This is a genomic window from Pseudomonas sp. FA-1 (assembly GCF_056856075.1).
Genome location: NZ_JBWXTH010000009.1, coordinates 151,151 through 165,871, shown reverse-complemented (window position 1 = coordinate 165,871; position 14,721 = coordinate 151,151). Strand labels below are relative to the sequence as shown.

Sequence of the window (14,721 nt, the reverse complement as noted above, 5' to 3'; positions counted from 1 at the left end):
AGAAAAAGGCTGGAGTACACATGTACTCCATGGGTTCAGCAGCCAAGGCTCGGTCCGTCGTCACACGGCGCCACGGATCGGGCCTATATTTTTTGAACGATCCTGAATCCTCGCCCTTCTGATACTTCAGAGCGTGCCTGCCGGAGCATGGCCATGAACCTGGACGTCCAGTTGCAATCCCTGCATGACCGCGGATACATACTGATTCCGGGCGTACTCGACCCGCTGCGCATTGCCTTGCTGCGTTGCGCCATCGACGACCTGCAACCGCTGCACTGGGACTACCAGGGCTTGCTCGAACACTACAAGTGCGTATTCAACCGCGACCCGTTGTGGCTGTCGTTTCTCGACCTGCCACCGCTGATCGAGCTGGCTGAAGCGGTGCTGGGCGCCGATTGCCATGTGATCGGCCAGACAGCCTGGCGCAGCCATCCGGGGTACCCCGGCATGGGGCTGCACCTGGACTATCTGCCGATGGAGATGCCTGACTGGATACGTGCCCGTGAGGACTTCAGCCAACCGGCGCAGATCCTTACCGCCCAGGTGTACCTGTGCGATATCGACGATGCCGTGGGGCCGACCTGGATCGTGCCCGGCAGCCACCGGGCCGGCCGCCCGCCCCGTGATGGCGAGGATAGTTGGCTGGGGCAGGGCGCACGGGCGGTGCTGTGCCAGGCGGGTGACGCACTGGTATTTCGCAGCGATGTCTGGCATAGCGGCGGGGCCAACAGCAGTGGCGGGCGAGACCGCGACATGCTTCAGGTGCACTATGGCCGGCGCATGGTCGCGCAGAAGTTTTCGCCTTACTTGACGTGGCGGTTCAATCCCGAAGTCGTGGAAGAGGCGACACCGCGGCAACGAAGGTTGTTGGGAGAACACCAGGAATCGGTCTATGACTGAAAATGCATTGCTGACAAAACTGCAACAGTCTGTTGTCGACCTTAGTGGCAAATGAGTTTCAACTTTTTGTTTAACTGGTCGATAATCGAAAAAGTATTACGCCTTGTTACTTGGTTGGATGCACCAGGTTCGACAAGCAAGAACGAGGGGCACGAGCCCCCGACTGGCAACAAGCCGGCAGGCAATGCACCGGCTTGTCCGTGAAGACCATCAGGAGATGTCATTGATGAAAACCCGTCTCGCCGCTTCGCTGGCCGCCGCCGTCCTGGCCTTGGCCGGCGCCAACATGGCCCAGGCCGCACAAGTGTCCGGCGCCGTTGGTGCCACTGGCCAAGGCGACATGACCTACCGCATCGGCCTTTCGTTCGACTGGGACAAGAAGTGGTTCGAAAGCAACACGGGCCACCTGACTGGCTATTGGGATGCGGCCTATACGTACTGGGAGGGCGGTGAAGCCAGTGGTGCCCACTCGCTGTCGTTCAGCCCGGTGTTCGTCTATGAATTCAGCGGCTTCACCTATACCCCGTTCATCGAGGCGGGTATCGGCCTTGCCGCGTTCTCCAAGACCGATGTCGGCGACCAGCGCCTGGGCTCTTCGGTCAACTTCGAAGACCGCATCGGCTTTGGTCTCAAGTTGCCGCAAGAGCAGAAGATCGGTATTCGCGCGATGCACTATTCCAATGCCGGCCTGAAGCAACCCAACGACGGTATCGAATCCTACTCGCTGTACTACAGCAAAGGCTTCTGATCGCCAATACGGCCCAGGCTCCGCTTGTTTCGTGGGAGATTACCCAGCCCTTCGGGCTGCTGCGCTGTCGCGCAGAGAACAAGCGGCCAATGCAGCCCCTGTGGGAGCGGCGGTGCGGCGGTCCCACAGGGTGCCGCAAATCAAATGGTCATGCGTTGTTCTATGAGAGCGGGCTTGCCTCGCGCTTGGGCCCCATGCCTCACCGCACCGCCTTGATCGCCAGCACGTTGCACAGCGGGTGTTCCACCACATGGGCCGTGGTCCCGCCGAGGAAGGTACGCATCGCATCGTGCCGGTGGCTGCCCATGACGATCACGTCCGCCCGGCTGTGGCTGACGAACTGGGCGATTTCCCGTATGGCCGGCCCTTCGAGAAAATGCCTGCGCTCCAGGTCGATCTGGTGATGGTCGCCCAGGCGGTTGAAGGCTGCCCGCTGGGCGGTGCGCACGCTGCCATCGAAGCCTGGCATGGTCACGGTACCGGCACCGAAGTCGGCAATATGCGTCTTGGCCGCATCGCAGACGTGCAGCAGGTGCAGTTCGGCGTTGCACTGCAAGGCCAGGGCGTGGGCGCATCGGATTACCTGTTCGTCCAAATGCTCGGCACCTTCGTGGCAGTTCAGATCTACCGCAGCGGCGATCTGCCGGGGCAGCGGCAGGCGGATATCGCTGACCAGGTGCACGGCGATGGGGCTGTCCTTGAGCAGTTGCCAGTCCAGGGGCGTCACCAGCAGGCGCTTGAGCACCGGCTCATGCTGCACATCCTTGACCAGCAGGTCGCAGCCCAGGCGTTCGACCTGCTCCAGCACGCTGCCCAACGGGTCGCGGGTGAGCAGCAGCTCGGTGGACACATCCAGCCCGGCATTGCGTAGTTGCTCGGCCTCGTCGGCCAACCATTGGCGGTTGTGTTCGAGCAGGCGCTCACGTTCGCGACTGTCGCTCATCAGACCGAAGGTGTCGACATCGTCGACGAACACGTTGATATCCAGCAGTGCACCGCTGGACTCGGCCAGCGCCGCCGCCCGCTGCAGGGCAGGGGTGTGGCGCATCTGCGGTCCGAGCATGACGAACAATCGCTTGAACTGGCTCATCTCATACCTCCACGTGCGGCAGCCCCCATTCCTGCCAGCGCTGGTTGTCCGGGCCAAATGGCCGAATCCCTCATTCAGTCTAGACCCTACCGGCCGACCAGCCGACGCGCCGGACCTGGGGTATGATGCGAGCCCTTTCTCCACATCGAGGCCCGATCCATGTCCCTGAGCGTTGAACAGATTGGCGAATTCCGCGCCTTCGCCGAGCAGCTGGCCGATGTCGCCGCCGCGGCGATCCAGCCGTATTTCCGTGCAAGCCTGGACGTCGAGGACAAGGGCGGGCGCTTGTACGACCCGGTGACCGTGGCCGACAAGGCCGCCGAAGATGCCATGCGCGGGCAGATCCTGGCCCGTTACCCGGAGCATGGCATTCTCGGCGAGGAACACGGCGCGGCCGTCGGCAGCAGCCCGCTGACCTGGGTCCTGGACCCGATCGATGGCACCCGCGCCTTCATCACCGGCCTGCCGCTGTGGGGCACGCTGATCGCCCTGAATGACGGCACCCGCCCGGTCGTGGGGGTGATGAACCAGCCCTTCACCGGCGAACGTTTCGTCGGCACCCCCGGCGGCGCCTGGCGCAGCGGTACGCCGCTCAAGACCCGGGCCTGCGCTGACCTGGCCGCGGCCACATTGATGTGCACCACCCCTGACATGTTCGACACGCCCGAGCGCAAGGCAGCCTTCGAAGCCGTGGCGCAGAAGGCGCGGCTGATGCGCTACGGTGGCGACTGCTATGCGTACTGCATGCTGGCCTCGGGCTTCGTCGATGTGATCGTCGAGGCCAGCCTGCAGCCGTACGATGTGCAGGCGCTGATGCCGATCATCGAAGGCGCCGGCGGAGTGATCACTGCCTGGGATGGCAGCTCGGCGCAAAATGGCGGTTGCGTGGTGGCGTGTGGCGACCCGGCGCTGCATGCGCAGGTGGTGGAGATGTTGCGTCACGCCATGTAGCAGCGGGGGCGCTTTGCACCCCAATCGCGGGGCAAGCCCACTCCCACAGGGCCTGGAGGGCGTCTTGCGTCGCGATTGGGCCGCAATGCAGTCCCGGAGTGTTGCCCACCATCGCACTTTTTCGCATTTACGGGCTCTATCCATGGCCAGGCTGGGCCGATGTCCGCCCCAGCCGTTGACCTCAGATCCCGGTGCCGATGGTTGTATCACTGCTGAAATCTTCCTCGCGCCTGCTCTTGGCAGGCGCCACGCTCGCGCTGTGCGCCTGTACCCAGGAGCAGGGCCGCGACATCATCACCCAGTTCGGTGACGGCAAGCCCAGCGAGCTGTTCCAGACCAGCGTCGATCGCATGGCGACCCTGTCCATGCGTGACAACCTGCAGAGCTTGTATCTGCTGATGAACAAGCTCTACCAGCGCAACCCCAGCCAATGGAAACTGTCCGGCTACCTCGACGCCGCCACCGCCGAGCGGCAGATTCGTCTGGCCATCGAGCAGCGTCAGCCCTTGCCGCAATTGGGCAACCGTCGCGACCTTGCGGCCCTGAGCTACGCCTTGAGCCCGGAGTTTCGCGGCGACCGGGTCGGGGCGTTCATCTACGCCATCGGCAGCATGGTGATCACCGCCCATGGCGGGCGCACCGAGTTCTACATGACCGACACCATCGACCCGCTGTTCGTCAACAACGCTGCGCGCAACATCGAGAAGGCCACCTGGATGCTCAGCCAGCGCCAGGATGCCAACGGGGTGTTGCTGCTGTTCTCCAACGAGATATCCGAAGAAGGCAGCAACCTGAGCTTCGCCGTGGAGTTCGGCAAGATCGTGGCGCGGCTGGACCTGCTGGCCCAGATGCTCGACGAACGCTACCGGCGCATCGGCCTGAACTACGCCCAGAGCCTGTTGCTGATGAACTTCCTGCCGGTGCAGTAGCACCTTTGGACAATCGACGGTGATATCGGGCCCGGCCTGATCACGGGGCAAGCCGCTCCACAGTGCCCCGTTCTACAGATGACGCGGCCGTCCGATCATCGAACAGGTCTGATCGTCGATCGTTCGCTGTTCGCACAGCCTTTGCTTTGGTCCCATTGCCTGCTCGCCGGCTTTTTGCTTAGCCTGTGCCGGGCACCGCCGGTGGTCGCCTGCCCGTATCCTTGCACCACCGGCTCGATAGACTGACCGTGAGCGACCGTGGCCACGGGCCTTGAGTGCCCGTAGGGCGCGGCGACCAGAACAATAACGAAGCCGAGTGCCTTGCCTATGGAAAGCCGCCTGTTGAGCGAGCGCAGCAGCGTGTTCCACCACGCCGACCCCTATGCCGTGTCCGACTACGTCAACCGGCATGTGGGTCAGCATTGCATCGGTTTGTCCCGCACCACCCACCCCCAGGCCAGCCTGAGCCATCGCAAGTTCGCCGAGCTGGACCTGTGTCGTATCAGCTACGGCGGCAGCGTGCGGGTCACCTCACCGGCGCTGGAAACCATCTACCACCTGCAGATCCTGCTCAACGGCCATTGCCTGTGGCGTGGGCACCAGCGCGAACACTACCTGGTGCCAGGGGAGTTGTTGCTGATCAACCCCGACGACCCGGTGGACCTCACCTATTCCCAGGACTGCGAGAAATTCATCCTCAAGGTGCCCACGCGCCTGCTCGAGTCGATCTGCGACGAACAGCGCTGGCAACGGCCCAGCGGCGGTGTGCGCTTCTTGCGCAATCACTACCGGCTCGAAGAACTGGATGGTTTCGTCAACCTGCTGGCCATGGTCTGTCACGAAGCCGAGGTGAGCGATGCGTTACCGCGGGTGCAGGGGCACTACAGCCAGATCGTCGCCAGCAAGCTGTTGACGCTGATGCACACCAATGTCCTGCGTGAAGCCCTCGGCTCGCCAGGGGCGGGCCTGGAACGGATCCTCGAGCATATCGACCGCAACCTGAAGCTGGAGCTCTCGGCCGAAGGCCTGGCCGAGCAGGCCTGCATGAGCGTGCGCTCGCTCTATGCACTGTTCGACCGGCACCTGGGCATCACACCCAGGCAGTACATTCGCCAGCGCAAGCTCGAACAGGTGCACGCCTGCCTGAGCGATGCCAGTTGCCCGGTGCGCAATGTCACCGAGCTGGCCCTGGACTACGGCTTCCTGCACCTGGGCCGATTCTCGGACAGCTACCGGCAACAGTTCGGTGAGCTGCCCTCCGAGACGCTCAAGCGCCGCGTGTAGCGCTCTTTCGTGGGCGCGGCCCTGCGAACGTGAACCTGCACAATTCGGATAGCACTCTGCACGATCCGGATATTGCCCCTGCCGACCCCGCCCTAACCTGACATGGCCTGAACAATAACAAATGGAGACCCTGGCCATGTCCCTGGGATTCGACTACCTCAATGCCATGCTCGAGGACGATCGGGAAAAAGGTGTCTACCGCTGCAAGCGGGAGATGTTCACCGACCCGCGCCTGTTCGACCTGGAGATGAAACACATCTTCGAGGGCAACTGGATCTACCTGGCCCATGAAAGCCAGATCCCCGAGAAGAACGACTTCCTGACCCTGAACATGGGGCGTCAGCCGATCTTCATCGCGCGCAACAAGGACGGGGAACTCAACGCCTTCCTCAATGCCTGCAGCCACCGTGGCGCGATGCTCTGCCGCCACAAGCGCGGCAACCGTGCCAGCTACACCTGCCCGTTCCATGGCTGGACCTTCAACAACAGCGGCAAGCTGCTCAAGGTCAAGGACCCGGCCAATGCCGGCTACCCTGACAGCTTCAACTGCGATGGCTCCCATGACCTGACCAAGGTGGCACGCTTCGAGTCCTACCGTGGCTTCCTGTTCGGCAGCCTGAATGCCGACGTCAAGCCGCTGGTCGAGCACCTGGGCGAGTCGGCGAAGATCATCGACATGATCGTCGACCAGTCGCCCGAGGGCCTGGAGGTGCTGCGCGGTGCCAGTTCCTATATCTACGAAGGCAACTGGAAGCTCACCGCCGAGAACGGTGCAGACGGCTACCACGTCAGCTCCGTGCACTGGAACTACGCCGCCACCCAGAACCAACGCAAGCAGCGCGAGGCTGGCGACGAGATCAAGACCATGAGCGCCGGCGCCTGGGCCAAGCAGGGCGGGGGCTTCTATTCCTTCGACCATGGCCACCTGCTGCTCTGGACTCGCTGGGCCAACCCTGAGGACCGCCCGGCCTACGAGCGGCGCGACCAGCTGGCGGCCGATTTCGGCCAGGCCCGCGCCGACTGGATGATCGAGAACTCGCGCAACCTGTGCCTGTATCCCAACGTCTACCTGATGGATCAGTTCAGCTCGCAGATCCGTGTCGCCCGGCCGATCTCGGTGAACAAGACCGAAATCACCATCTATTGCATCGCACCCAAGGGCGAGAGCGCCGAGGCGCGGGCCAAGCGTATCCGCCAGTACGAGGACTTCTTCAACGTCAGCGGCATGGCCACCCCGGACGACCTTGAGGAGTTTCGCTCCTGCCAGACCGGTTACGGCGCAGGCAGCGGTTGGAACGACATGTCCCGTGGCGCTGCGCACTGGGTCGAGGGCGCCGACGATGCGGCGCGGCAGATCGAGCTCCGGCCACTGCTCTCGGGCGTGCGCACCGAGGACGAAGGCCTGTTCGTGCTGCAGCACAAGTACTGGCAGCAGACCCTGCTCCAGGCCCTGGAACAGGAACAGCGGTTGATTCCCGTGGAGGCCGTGCAATGAGTATCCATGACACCGTGCGGGACTTTCTCTACCGCGAAGCGCGTTACCTGGACGATGCCCAGTGGGACCAATGGCTGGAGCTGTACGCCGCCGATGCGACCTTCTGGATGCCGTCCTGGGACGATGACGACACCCTCACCGAAGACCCTCAGCGCGAGATCTCGCTGATCTGGTACGGCAACCGCGGTGGCCTGGAGGACCGGGTGTTCCGCATCAAGACCGAGCGCTCCAGCGCCACGGTGCCGGATACCCGCACCTCCCACAACATCAGCAACATCGAGATCGTCGAGCACGGCGAAGGGCAATGCCAGGTGCGCTTCAACTGGCACACCTTGAGCTTTCGCTACAAGACCACCGACAGCTACTTCGGTACCAGCTTCTATACCCTCGACCTGCGCGGCGAGCAGCCGCTGATCCTGGCCAAGAAGGTGGTGCTCAAGAACGACTACGTGCGTCAGGTCATCGACATCTACCACATCTGATCCGAGGTCACGCGAGCCGCTCGGTGTGCCAACGGGTGCACCGTGGCCAGGCTCGCCCGCGAGGTGCAACATGAGTTTCCAGATCGCGCTTAATTTCGAAGACGGAGTCACCCGCTTCATCGAGGCCAGCGGCCATGAAACCGTGGCCGACGCCGCCTACCGCCAGGGCATCAACATTCCGCTGGACTGCCGCGATGGCGCCTGTGGTACCTGCAAGTGCAAGGCCGAATCCGGGCGTTACGACCTGGGCGACAACTTCATCGAAGACGCCCTGAGCGAAGACGAAATTGCCGAGGGCTATGTGCTCACCTGCCAGATGCGCGCCGAGAGCGATTGCGTGGTACGTATCCCGGCCTCGTCGCAACTGTGCAAGACCGAACAGGCCAGTTTCGAAGCGGCCATCAGCGAGGTGCGCCAGCTTTCGGCCAGCACCATTGCCTTGTCGATCAAGGGGGAGGCACTGAGCCGCCTGGCGTTCCTGCCGGGGCAGTACGTCAACCTCAAGGTGCCGGGCAGCGACCAGAGCCGGGCCTACTCCTTCAGCTCGCTGCAGAAGGACGGCGAGGTCAGCTTCCTGATCCGCAACGTGCCAGGTGGCCTGATGAGCAGCTTCCTCACCAGCCTGGCCAAGGCCGGCGACAGCATGACCCTGGCAGGGCCCCTGGGCAGTTTCTACCTGCGCCCGATCCAGCGCCCTTTGCTGCTGCTGGCCGGCGGCACGGGCCTGGCACCGTTCACGGCGATGCTGGAAAAAATCGCCGAGCAGGGCAGCGAGCACCCTCTGCATTTGATCTACGGGGTGACCAACGACTTCGACCTGGTCGAACTCGACCGCCTCCAGGCCCTGGCCGCGCAGATTCCCAATTTCAGTTTCAGCGCCTGCGTGGCCAATCCCGACAGCCAATACCCGCACAAGGGCTATGTAACCCAGCACATCGAGCCACGCCACCTCAACGATGGCGATGTGGACGTTTATCTGTGCGGCCCGCCACCGATGGTCGAGGCGGTCAGCCAGTACATCCGCGAGCAGGGCATCACCCCGGCGAACTTCTATTACGAGAAGTTCGCGGCGGCGGCCTGATTCTTTTTATTGCCTGCCCCCGCCTCCTGTGGGGGCGGGGCAGCGGAGATTTGCATATGAACAACAGATTCCAAGGCAAGGTCGCCCTGGTCACCGGCGCCGCCCAGGGCATTGGCCGGGGCGTGTGCTGGCGGCTCAAGGCTGAAGGCGCACAGGTGGTGGCGGTGGACCGCTCTGAGCTGGTCCATGAACTGGCCGGGGAGGGCGTGCTGACCGTGATCGCTGACCTCGAGCAGCACACCGACTGCGCACGTGTCATGGCCACGGCCGTAGAAATCTTCGGCCACCTGGACATCCTGGTCAACAACGTCGGCGGCACCCTCTGGGCCAAGCCCTTCGAGCACTACGAAGTCGCGCAGATCGAGGCCGAAGTGCGCCGCTCGCTGTTCCCGACCCTGTGGTGTTGCCATGCCGCGCTGCCCTACATGCTCGAGCAGGGCCGTGGCGCCATCGTCAACGTCTCGTCCATCGCCACTCGCGGCGTCAACCGTGTGCCCTATGGCGCGGCCAAAGGCGGGGTGAATGCGCTGACCGCCTGCCTGGCCTTCGAAACCGCCGGGCGTGGGATCCGCGTCAACGCCACCGCGCCTGGTGGCACCGAGGCACCGCCTCGGCGCATCCCGCGCAATAGCAGCGAACAGAGTGAGCTGGAGAAAGGCTGGTACCAGCAGATCGTCGACCAGACCGTCTCCAGCAGCCTGATGAAACGCTACGGGACCATCGACGAACAGGTCGGCGCGATCCTTTTCCTGGCCAGCGACGAGGCCTCTTACATCACTGGCGTCACACTGCCGGTCGGTGGCGGCGACCTCGGCTGAGGCTGCTCAGGCATGACCCTTTCCAATGACCTGACTGGAGACCTGGCATGACAAGCCCAACCATCGACCGGCTGGACGCCCTCATCGTCGACCTGCCGACCATTCGCCCGCACAAGCTGGCGATGCATACCCTGCAGCAGCAAACCCTGGTGATCCTGCGCCTGCGTTGCAGCGACGGTGTCGAGGGCATCGGCGAAGCCACCACCATCGGTGGCCTGGCCTATGGCTATGAAAGCCCCGAGGGCATCAAAGCCAACATCGACGCGCACCTGGCCCCGGCCCTGGTCGGGATGGCGGCGGACAACATCAACGCCGCCATGCTCAGGCTCGACAAGCTGGCCAAAGGCAATACCTTCGCCAAGTCCGGCATCGAGAGCGCGCTGCTCGATGCCCAGGGCAAGCGCCTCGGCCTGCCGGTCAGTGAGTTGCTCGGCGGGCGGGTACGCGACAGCCTCAAAGTGGCCTGGACCTTGGCCAGCGGCGACACCGCCCGCGACATCGCCGAGGCCGAGCACATGCTCGAGGTACGTCGCCACCGGGTGTTCAAGCTCAAGATCGGCGCCAACCCACTGGCGCAGGACCTCAAGCATGTGCTGGCGATCAAGCGCGAACTTGGCGAGCGTGCCAGCGTGCGGGTCGACGTCAACCAGTACTGGGACGAATCCCAAGCCATCCGGGCCTGCCAGGTGCTGGGCGACAACGGCATCGACCTGGTCGAGCAGCCTATCTCGCGGATCAACCGTGCCGGCCAGGTGCGCCTGAACCAGCGCAGCCCGGCGCCGATCATGGCCGACGAGTCCATCGAAAGCGTCGAAGACGCCTTCAGCCTGGCGGCCGACGGCGCCGCCAGTATCTTCGCTCTGAAAATCGCCAAGAACGGCGGGCCTCGTGCTGTGCTTCGCACCGCGCAGATCGCCGAAGCCGCCGGTATCGCCCTGTACGGCGGGACCATGCTCGAAGGGTCGGTCGGCACCCTGGCCTCGGCCCATGCCTTCCTGACCTTGCGTCAACTGACCTGGGGCACCGAGCTGTTCGGCCCGTTGCTGCTGACCGAGGAAATCGTCACCGAGCCACCCCGTTACCACGACTTCCAGCTGCACGTGCCGCGTACGCCCGGGCTGGGCCTGACCCTGGACGAGACGCGCCTGGCGCGCTTCGCCCGCCGCTGAACCTGACTGCCTCTGAAGGAGAGCCCCCATGCTGTTCCACGTGAAGATGACGGTGAAACTGCCGCTGGATATGGACCCTGCCCAGGCCGAGCGCTTGAAGGCTGACGAAAAGGCACTGGCCCAGCGTCTGCAACGCGAGGGTTCCTGGCGCCACTTGTGGCGCATCGCCGGGCAGTACGCCAACTACAGCGTGTTCGACGTGCCCAGCGTCGAGGCCTTGCACGACATCCTGATGCAACTGCCGCTGTTCCCCTACATGGACATCGAGGTGCACGGCCTGTGTCGCCACCCCTCATCGATCCATGCCGACGACCGTTGATTCGAACCCTTGCACAAGAACAAGACGAGGTACGCCACCATGACCGTGAAGATCTCCCACACCGCCGATGTCCAGGCATTCTTCGAACAGGCCTCAGGCTTCGGTAACGACGAGGGCAACCCGCGCCTCAAGCGCGTCGTGCAGCGGGTCCTGCAGGATACCGCCAGGCTGATTGAGGACCTCGAGATCAGCGAAGACGAGTTCTGGCATGCCGTCGACTACCTGAACCGCCTGGGCGGTCGCGGCGAGGCTGGGCTGCTGGTGGCAGGGGTGGGCCTGGAGCATTTCCTCGACCTGCTGCAGGACGCCAAGGACGCCCAGGCCGGCCTCACCGGCGGCACCCCGCGCACCATCGAAGGCCCGCTGTACGTTGCCGGTGCACCGCTGGCCCAGGGCGAAACACGCATGGACGACGGCAGCGAGGACGGCGTCGCCACGGTGATGTTCCTCGAAGGGCAGGTGCTTGATCCCCAGGGCCGCCCCTTGGCCGGCGCTACGGTCGACCTGTGGCATGCCAATACCCGAGGCACCTATTCGTTCTTCGACCAGAGCCAGTCGGCCTACAACCTGCGTCGACGCATTGTTACCGACGCTGAAGGTCGCTACCGCGCCCGCACCATCGTGCCGTCGGGCTATGGCTGCGACCCGCAGGGACCCACCCAGGAATGCCTTGACCTGCTCGGCCGCCACGGCCAGCGCCCGGCCCATGTGCACTTCTTCATCTCGGCGCCGGGGCACCGACACCTGACCACCCAGATCAACCTCGCCGGCGACCGCTACCTGTGGGATGACTTCGCCTATGCCACCCGTGATGGCCTGGTGGGCGAGATCACCTTCCGTGAGGACGGCGCGCGGGGTGTTCAAGGGCGCTACGCGGAACTTGCATTCGATTTCCAACTGCAGAAGGCCACAGACAAGGAGGCCGAGCAGCGCAGCGGGCGACCACGGGCCTTGCAGCAAGCCTGACCGTCGGGTAAACCCGTTCCCACCGCCATGGCTGTGCTTTGCAGGATGTCGGAAAGCCTGTGGCAGCGGATTTGTCGGCGATAGGGTTTGCACTGCCCGCCAGGATGCAGGTAGCTTCCTGAAAACGACTTTTCATGGATTTCTACCTTGGACTCACTGACCCAAGCCGTCCTCGGCGCCGCGCTGCAAGGCGCGGTGCTGGGGCGCATCCAGGGCCGCCGCTCACTGCTGTATGGCGCAGCCCTCGGCACGCTTCCAGACCTGGACGTGGTCATCCGCTACGCCGACCCGGTGTCGCAGATGACCTTCCACCGAGGTTTTTCCCATTCGATCTTCGTCCTCACCGGCCTGGCCCTGCTGCTGGCCTGGCTGGTGAGCGCAATCGGCCGAAGGCGCTGGCCAGAGAAGGGCTACCGCTGGCCCAGGCTGTTCCTGGCGTTCTGGCTGGCCCTGGTGACCCACCCGATCCTCGATGCCTTCACGGTTTATGGCACCCAGCTGTTCTGGCCGTTGCACCTGACCCCGGAAAGCTGGGCGGCGGTGTTCATCATCGACCCGGTGTACACGGTGCCGCTGCTCGGCGCCGTGCTGTACGCGGCATTCAAGGGTATGCAGGGCAGGGCGATCCCGCTGTTGGCCTTGGCGCTGGTGTTCAGCACCGCCTACCTGGGCTTTGGCCTGGCCGGGCGCATGGCGGCCGAGCAGCGCTTCCAGTTCGCACTGGACCAGCAAGGCATCGCCGTCACCGAGGTGCGCGCTGTGCCGATCGCCTTCAACAGCCTGGTATGGCGCGTGCTGGCCAAGACCCCCGATGGGCATTACTACGAAGGCGTCAGCAGCCTGTTCGACCGCGAACCACCGGAGATGCAGCGCCAGTCGTTGAACCTGGAGGCGGCCAAGGTGCTCGACGGCGTGCCGCTGCACGAACGCCTGCGCTGGTTCACCGATGGCTGGCTGCGCTATGACGTGGTGGGCGATGCCCTGGTGGTGACCGACCTGCGCATGGGCATACCGGGCAACTACACCTTCCGCTTTACCATGGCCCGCCGTGACGACACAGGCCACTGGACCGCCGGCACTCCCATGCTGTGGCTGGGCGATGGCATGGGTTCGATGTTCAATGCCCAGGACCTGATGCTGATCTGGCGACGCATCGTCGAGCAGCAACCACCGCTGCCGCTGGCGGCCTGGACCCAGAAGTACCTAGGGCCGGCGCAGGCGGCCGAAGTCGGGCGCTGATGGGCGCAATATTCCTCGCCCGGCCCAGGCTCCGCTTGGCCAATGCAGCCCTGTGGGAGCGGCGGTGCGGCGGTCCGACTTGTCCCGCGATCAAGGGCGAAGCCCTTGCCAGGCGACGGTGATATCGGGCCCGGCCAGCCCGCTCCCACAGGGTGCCGCAAATCAAATGGCCATGCGTTGTTCTATGAGCGCAGGCTGTCGCCAGCTCCCACCGAGATCGCGCCGCTCTCAAGATCAGGCGCGTGGCAACCGCCCGGTAACGAAATGCGCCACATCGTTGAAGCCCGGTGTCGAGGCATGCCCCGGGGTCACCAGCGAATCGATGAAGGCTTCGTCCTCGGCGCTGATCTTCACATCCAGCGCACCCGCATAGGTGTCCCACTGGGCCTCGGTACGCGGGCCGACGATCGCCGAGCTGACCAGGCGGTTGTTCAGCACCCAGGCGATGGCGAATTCGACGATGCCCACACCCTTGGCGTCGGTATAGGCGTGGATCTTCTGGGCGATGGCCAGCGATTCCTGACGCCATTCGACCTCCATGATGCGCTTGTCCTGGCGCCCGGCGCGGCTGCCGGCATCGGGTGTGGAGCCTGGCGCATACTTGCCGCTGAGCACACCACGGGCCAGCGGGCTGAACGGCACTACGCCCAAGCCGTGGTAGGCCGCAGCGGTCAATTGTTCGGGCTCGGCCTGGCGATTGACGATGTTGTACAGCGGCTGGCTGACCACAGGCTTGGCCACGCCCAGGCGTTCGGCCAGGTTGCAGATCTCGGCGATGCGCCAGCCACGGAAATTGGACACCCCCCAATAGCGGATCTTGCCCTGCTGCAGCAGGTCGCCGACCGCGCGCACGGTCTCTTCCAGCGGCACGTTGTGGTCTTCGCGGTGCAGGTAGTAGATGTCCAGGTAGTCCAGGCCCATGCGCGTCAGCGAGGCGTCGAGGGCATTGAACAAGTGCTTGCGCGACAGCCCGCTGCGATTGGGCACGCCGTCCACCGGGCCATAGCCGGCCTTGGAAGCGACGATCCAGTCCTGGCGATGGCGCGCCACGGCTTCACCGACGATCTCTTCGGAACGGCCACCGTTGTAGACGTCGGCGGTGTCGATGAAGTTGATGCCCTGGTCCCAAGCCTTGTCGATGATGCGCAGCGAGTCCTCGGTGCTGGTCTGCTCGCCGAACATCATGCTGCCCAGGGTGAGCGCAGAGACCTGGAGGCCGCTATGGCCGAGGGGACGGTAGATCATTGCTG

Annotated in this window: 15 protein-coding genes; 13 read left to right on the top strand and 2 right to left on the bottom strand. The window is 64.2% G+C overall.

The genetic code is table 11. The features are described 5' to 3' along the window. Positions 1-153: 153 nt before the first annotated feature. Complete coding sequence (locus AC1MHZ_RS17280; RefSeq protein WP_084858920.1) at positions 154-900, top strand: phytanoyl-CoA dioxygenase family protein; 747 nt, start codon at positions 154-156, stop codon at positions 898-900. A gap of 286 nt (positions 901-1,186) precedes the next feature. Beyond that, on the top strand, positions 1,187-1,648 hold the full coding sequence (locus AC1MHZ_RS17275; RefSeq protein ID WP_411969637.1) for an acyloxyacyl hydrolase: 462 nt from the start codon (positions 1,187-1,189) through the stop codon (positions 1,646-1,648). Between the two features lie 199 nt (positions 1,649-1,847). On the opposite strand, the gene AC1MHZ_RS17270 is transcribed toward AC1MHZ_RS17275, so the two are convergent. Next, positions 1,848-2,738: a universal stress protein gene (locus AC1MHZ_RS17270; RefSeq protein ID WP_368828978.1), complete on the bottom strand. Its 891-nt coding sequence runs from the start codon at positions 2,736-2,738 to the stop codon at positions 1,848-1,850. Positions 2,739-2,897: 159 nt separating this feature from the next. On the opposite strand from AC1MHZ_RS17270, the gene hisN reads away from it, so the two are divergent. The 11 genes from hisN to AC1MHZ_RS17215 all read left to right on the top strand — a co-directional run bounded on the left by hisN (position 2,898) and on the right by AC1MHZ_RS17215 (position 13,471). Continuing rightward, the gene (gene hisN / locus AC1MHZ_RS17265; RefSeq protein ID WP_084857911.1) at positions 2,898-3,689 is read left to right on the top strand and encodes a histidinol-phosphatase; all 792 of its coding nucleotides are present in this window, start codon (positions 2,898-2,900) and stop codon (positions 3,687-3,689) included. A 197-nt stretch (positions 3,690-3,886) separates the two neighbouring features. Next, positions 3,887-4,618, top strand: a complete 732-nt coding sequence (locus tag AC1MHZ_RS17260; protein WP_324818580.1) for a hypothetical protein — start codon at positions 3,887-3,889, stop codon at positions 4,616-4,618. Positions 4,619-4,945: 327 nt separating this feature from the next. Continuing rightward, positions 4,946-5,902, top strand: coding sequence for an AraC family transcriptional regulator (locus tag AC1MHZ_RS17255; RefSeq protein WP_084857909.1), 957 nt, complete (start codon positions 4,946-4,948; stop codon positions 5,900-5,902). Positions 5,903-6,038: 136 nt separating this feature from the next. Further along, positions 6,039-7,397, top strand: a complete 1,359-nt coding sequence (gene benA, locus AC1MHZ_RS17250) for a benzoate 1,2-dioxygenase large subunit (protein WP_465001074.1) — start codon at positions 6,039-6,041, stop codon at positions 7,395-7,397. Next, complete coding sequence (benB, locus tag AC1MHZ_RS17245; protein WP_084857908.1) at positions 7,394-7,879, top strand: benzoate 1,2-dioxygenase small subunit; 486 nt, start codon at positions 7,394-7,396, stop codon at positions 7,877-7,879. Before benA ends, benB begins: the two co-directional genes overlap by 4 nt. A gap of 70 nt (positions 7,880-7,949) precedes the next feature. Continuing rightward, positions 7,950-8,960 (top strand): benzoate 1,2-dioxygenase electron transfer component BenC, encoded by a 1,011-nt coding sequence (gene benC / locus AC1MHZ_RS17240; protein WP_084857907.1) that lies wholly within the window; start codon positions 7,950-7,952, stop codon positions 8,958-8,960. 56 nt (positions 8,961-9,016) lie between these two features. Beyond that, positions 9,017-9,778: a 1,6-dihydroxycyclohexa-2,4-diene-1-carboxylate dehydrogenase gene (locus tag AC1MHZ_RS17235; protein WP_482966694.1), complete on the top strand. Its 762-nt coding sequence runs from the start codon at positions 9,017-9,019 to the stop codon at positions 9,776-9,778. Between the two features lie 47 nt (positions 9,779-9,825). Beyond that, a complete protein-coding gene (locus tag AC1MHZ_RS17230) occupies positions 9,826-10,947 on the top strand; it encodes a muconate cycloisomerase family protein (RefSeq protein ID WP_482966693.1) in 1,122 nt (373 codons plus the stop codon). Between the two features lie 28 nt (positions 10,948-10,975). Continuing rightward, positions 10,976-11,266: a muconolactone Delta-isomerase gene (gene catC / locus AC1MHZ_RS17225; protein WP_368828973.1), complete on the top strand. Its 291-nt coding sequence runs from the start codon at positions 10,976-10,978 to the stop codon at positions 11,264-11,266. A 39-nt stretch (positions 11,267-11,305) separates the two neighbouring features. After that, a complete protein-coding gene (gene catA, locus AC1MHZ_RS17220; RefSeq protein ID WP_482966692.1) occupies positions 11,306-12,232 on the top strand; it encodes a catechol 1,2-dioxygenase in 927 nt (308 codons plus the stop codon). A gap of 147 nt (positions 12,233-12,379) precedes the next feature. Continuing rightward, a complete protein-coding gene (locus AC1MHZ_RS17215; RefSeq protein ID WP_482966691.1) occupies positions 12,380-13,471 on the top strand; it encodes a metal-dependent hydrolase in 1,092 nt (363 codons plus the stop codon). A 234-nt stretch (positions 13,472-13,705) separates the two neighbouring features. Here AC1MHZ_RS17215 and AC1MHZ_RS17210 read toward each other — a convergent pair whose 3' ends face one another. Further along, positions 13,706-14,716, bottom strand: a complete 1,011-nt coding sequence (locus tag AC1MHZ_RS17210) for an aldo/keto reductase (protein ID WP_482966690.1) — start codon at positions 14,714-14,716, stop codon at positions 13,706-13,708. Between the last annotated feature and the right edge of the window lie 5 nt (positions 14,717-14,721).

Coding starts and splice junctions, on each gene's coding strand:
- AC1MHZ_RS17235 (WP_482966694.1), top strand. CDS start 9,017: ATGAACAACAGATTCCAAGGCAAGGTCGCCCTGGTCACCGGCGCCGCC.
- benC (WP_084857907.1), top strand. CDS start 7,950: ATGAGTTTCCAGATCGCGCTTAATTTCGAAGACGGAGTCACCCGCTTC.
- AC1MHZ_RS17260 (WP_324818580.1), top strand. CDS start 3,887: ATGGTTGTATCACTGCTGAAATCTTCCTCGCGCCTGCTCTTGGCAGGC.
- AC1MHZ_RS17230 (WP_482966693.1), top strand. CDS start 9,826: ATGACAAGCCCAACCATCGACCGGCTGGACGCCCTCATCGTCGACCTG.
- benB (WP_084857908.1), top strand. CDS start 7,394: ATGAGTATCCATGACACCGTGCGGGACTTTCTCTACCGCGAAGCGCGT.
- hisN (WP_084857911.1), top strand. CDS start 2,898: ATGTCCCTGAGCGTTGAACAGATTGGCGAATTCCGCGCCTTCGCCGAG.
- AC1MHZ_RS17275 (WP_411969637.1), top strand. CDS start 1,187: ATGGCCCAGGCCGCACAAGTGTCCGGCGCCGTTGGTGCCACTGGCCAA.
- AC1MHZ_RS17255 (WP_084857909.1), top strand. CDS start 4,946: ATGGAAAGCCGCCTGTTGAGCGAGCGCAGCAGCGTGTTCCACCACGCC.
- catC (WP_368828973.1), top strand. CDS start 10,976: ATGCTGTTCCACGTGAAGATGACGGTGAAACTGCCGCTGGATATGGAC.
- AC1MHZ_RS17210 (WP_482966690.1), bottom strand. CDS start 14,716: ATGATCTACCGTCCCCTCGGCCATAGCGGCCTCCAGGTCTCTGCGCTC.
- catA (WP_482966692.1), top strand. CDS start 11,306: ATGACCGTGAAGATCTCCCACACCGCCGATGTCCAGGCATTCTTCGAA.
- AC1MHZ_RS17280 (WP_084858920.1), top strand. CDS start 154: ATGAACCTGGACGTCCAGTTGCAATCCCTGCATGACCGCGGATACATA.
- AC1MHZ_RS17270 (WP_368828978.1), bottom strand. CDS start 2,738: ATGAGCCAGTTCAAGCGATTGTTCGTCATGCTCGGACCGCAGATGCGC.
- benA (WP_465001074.1), top strand. CDS start 6,039: ATGTCCCTGGGATTCGACTACCTCAATGCCATGCTCGAGGACGATCGG.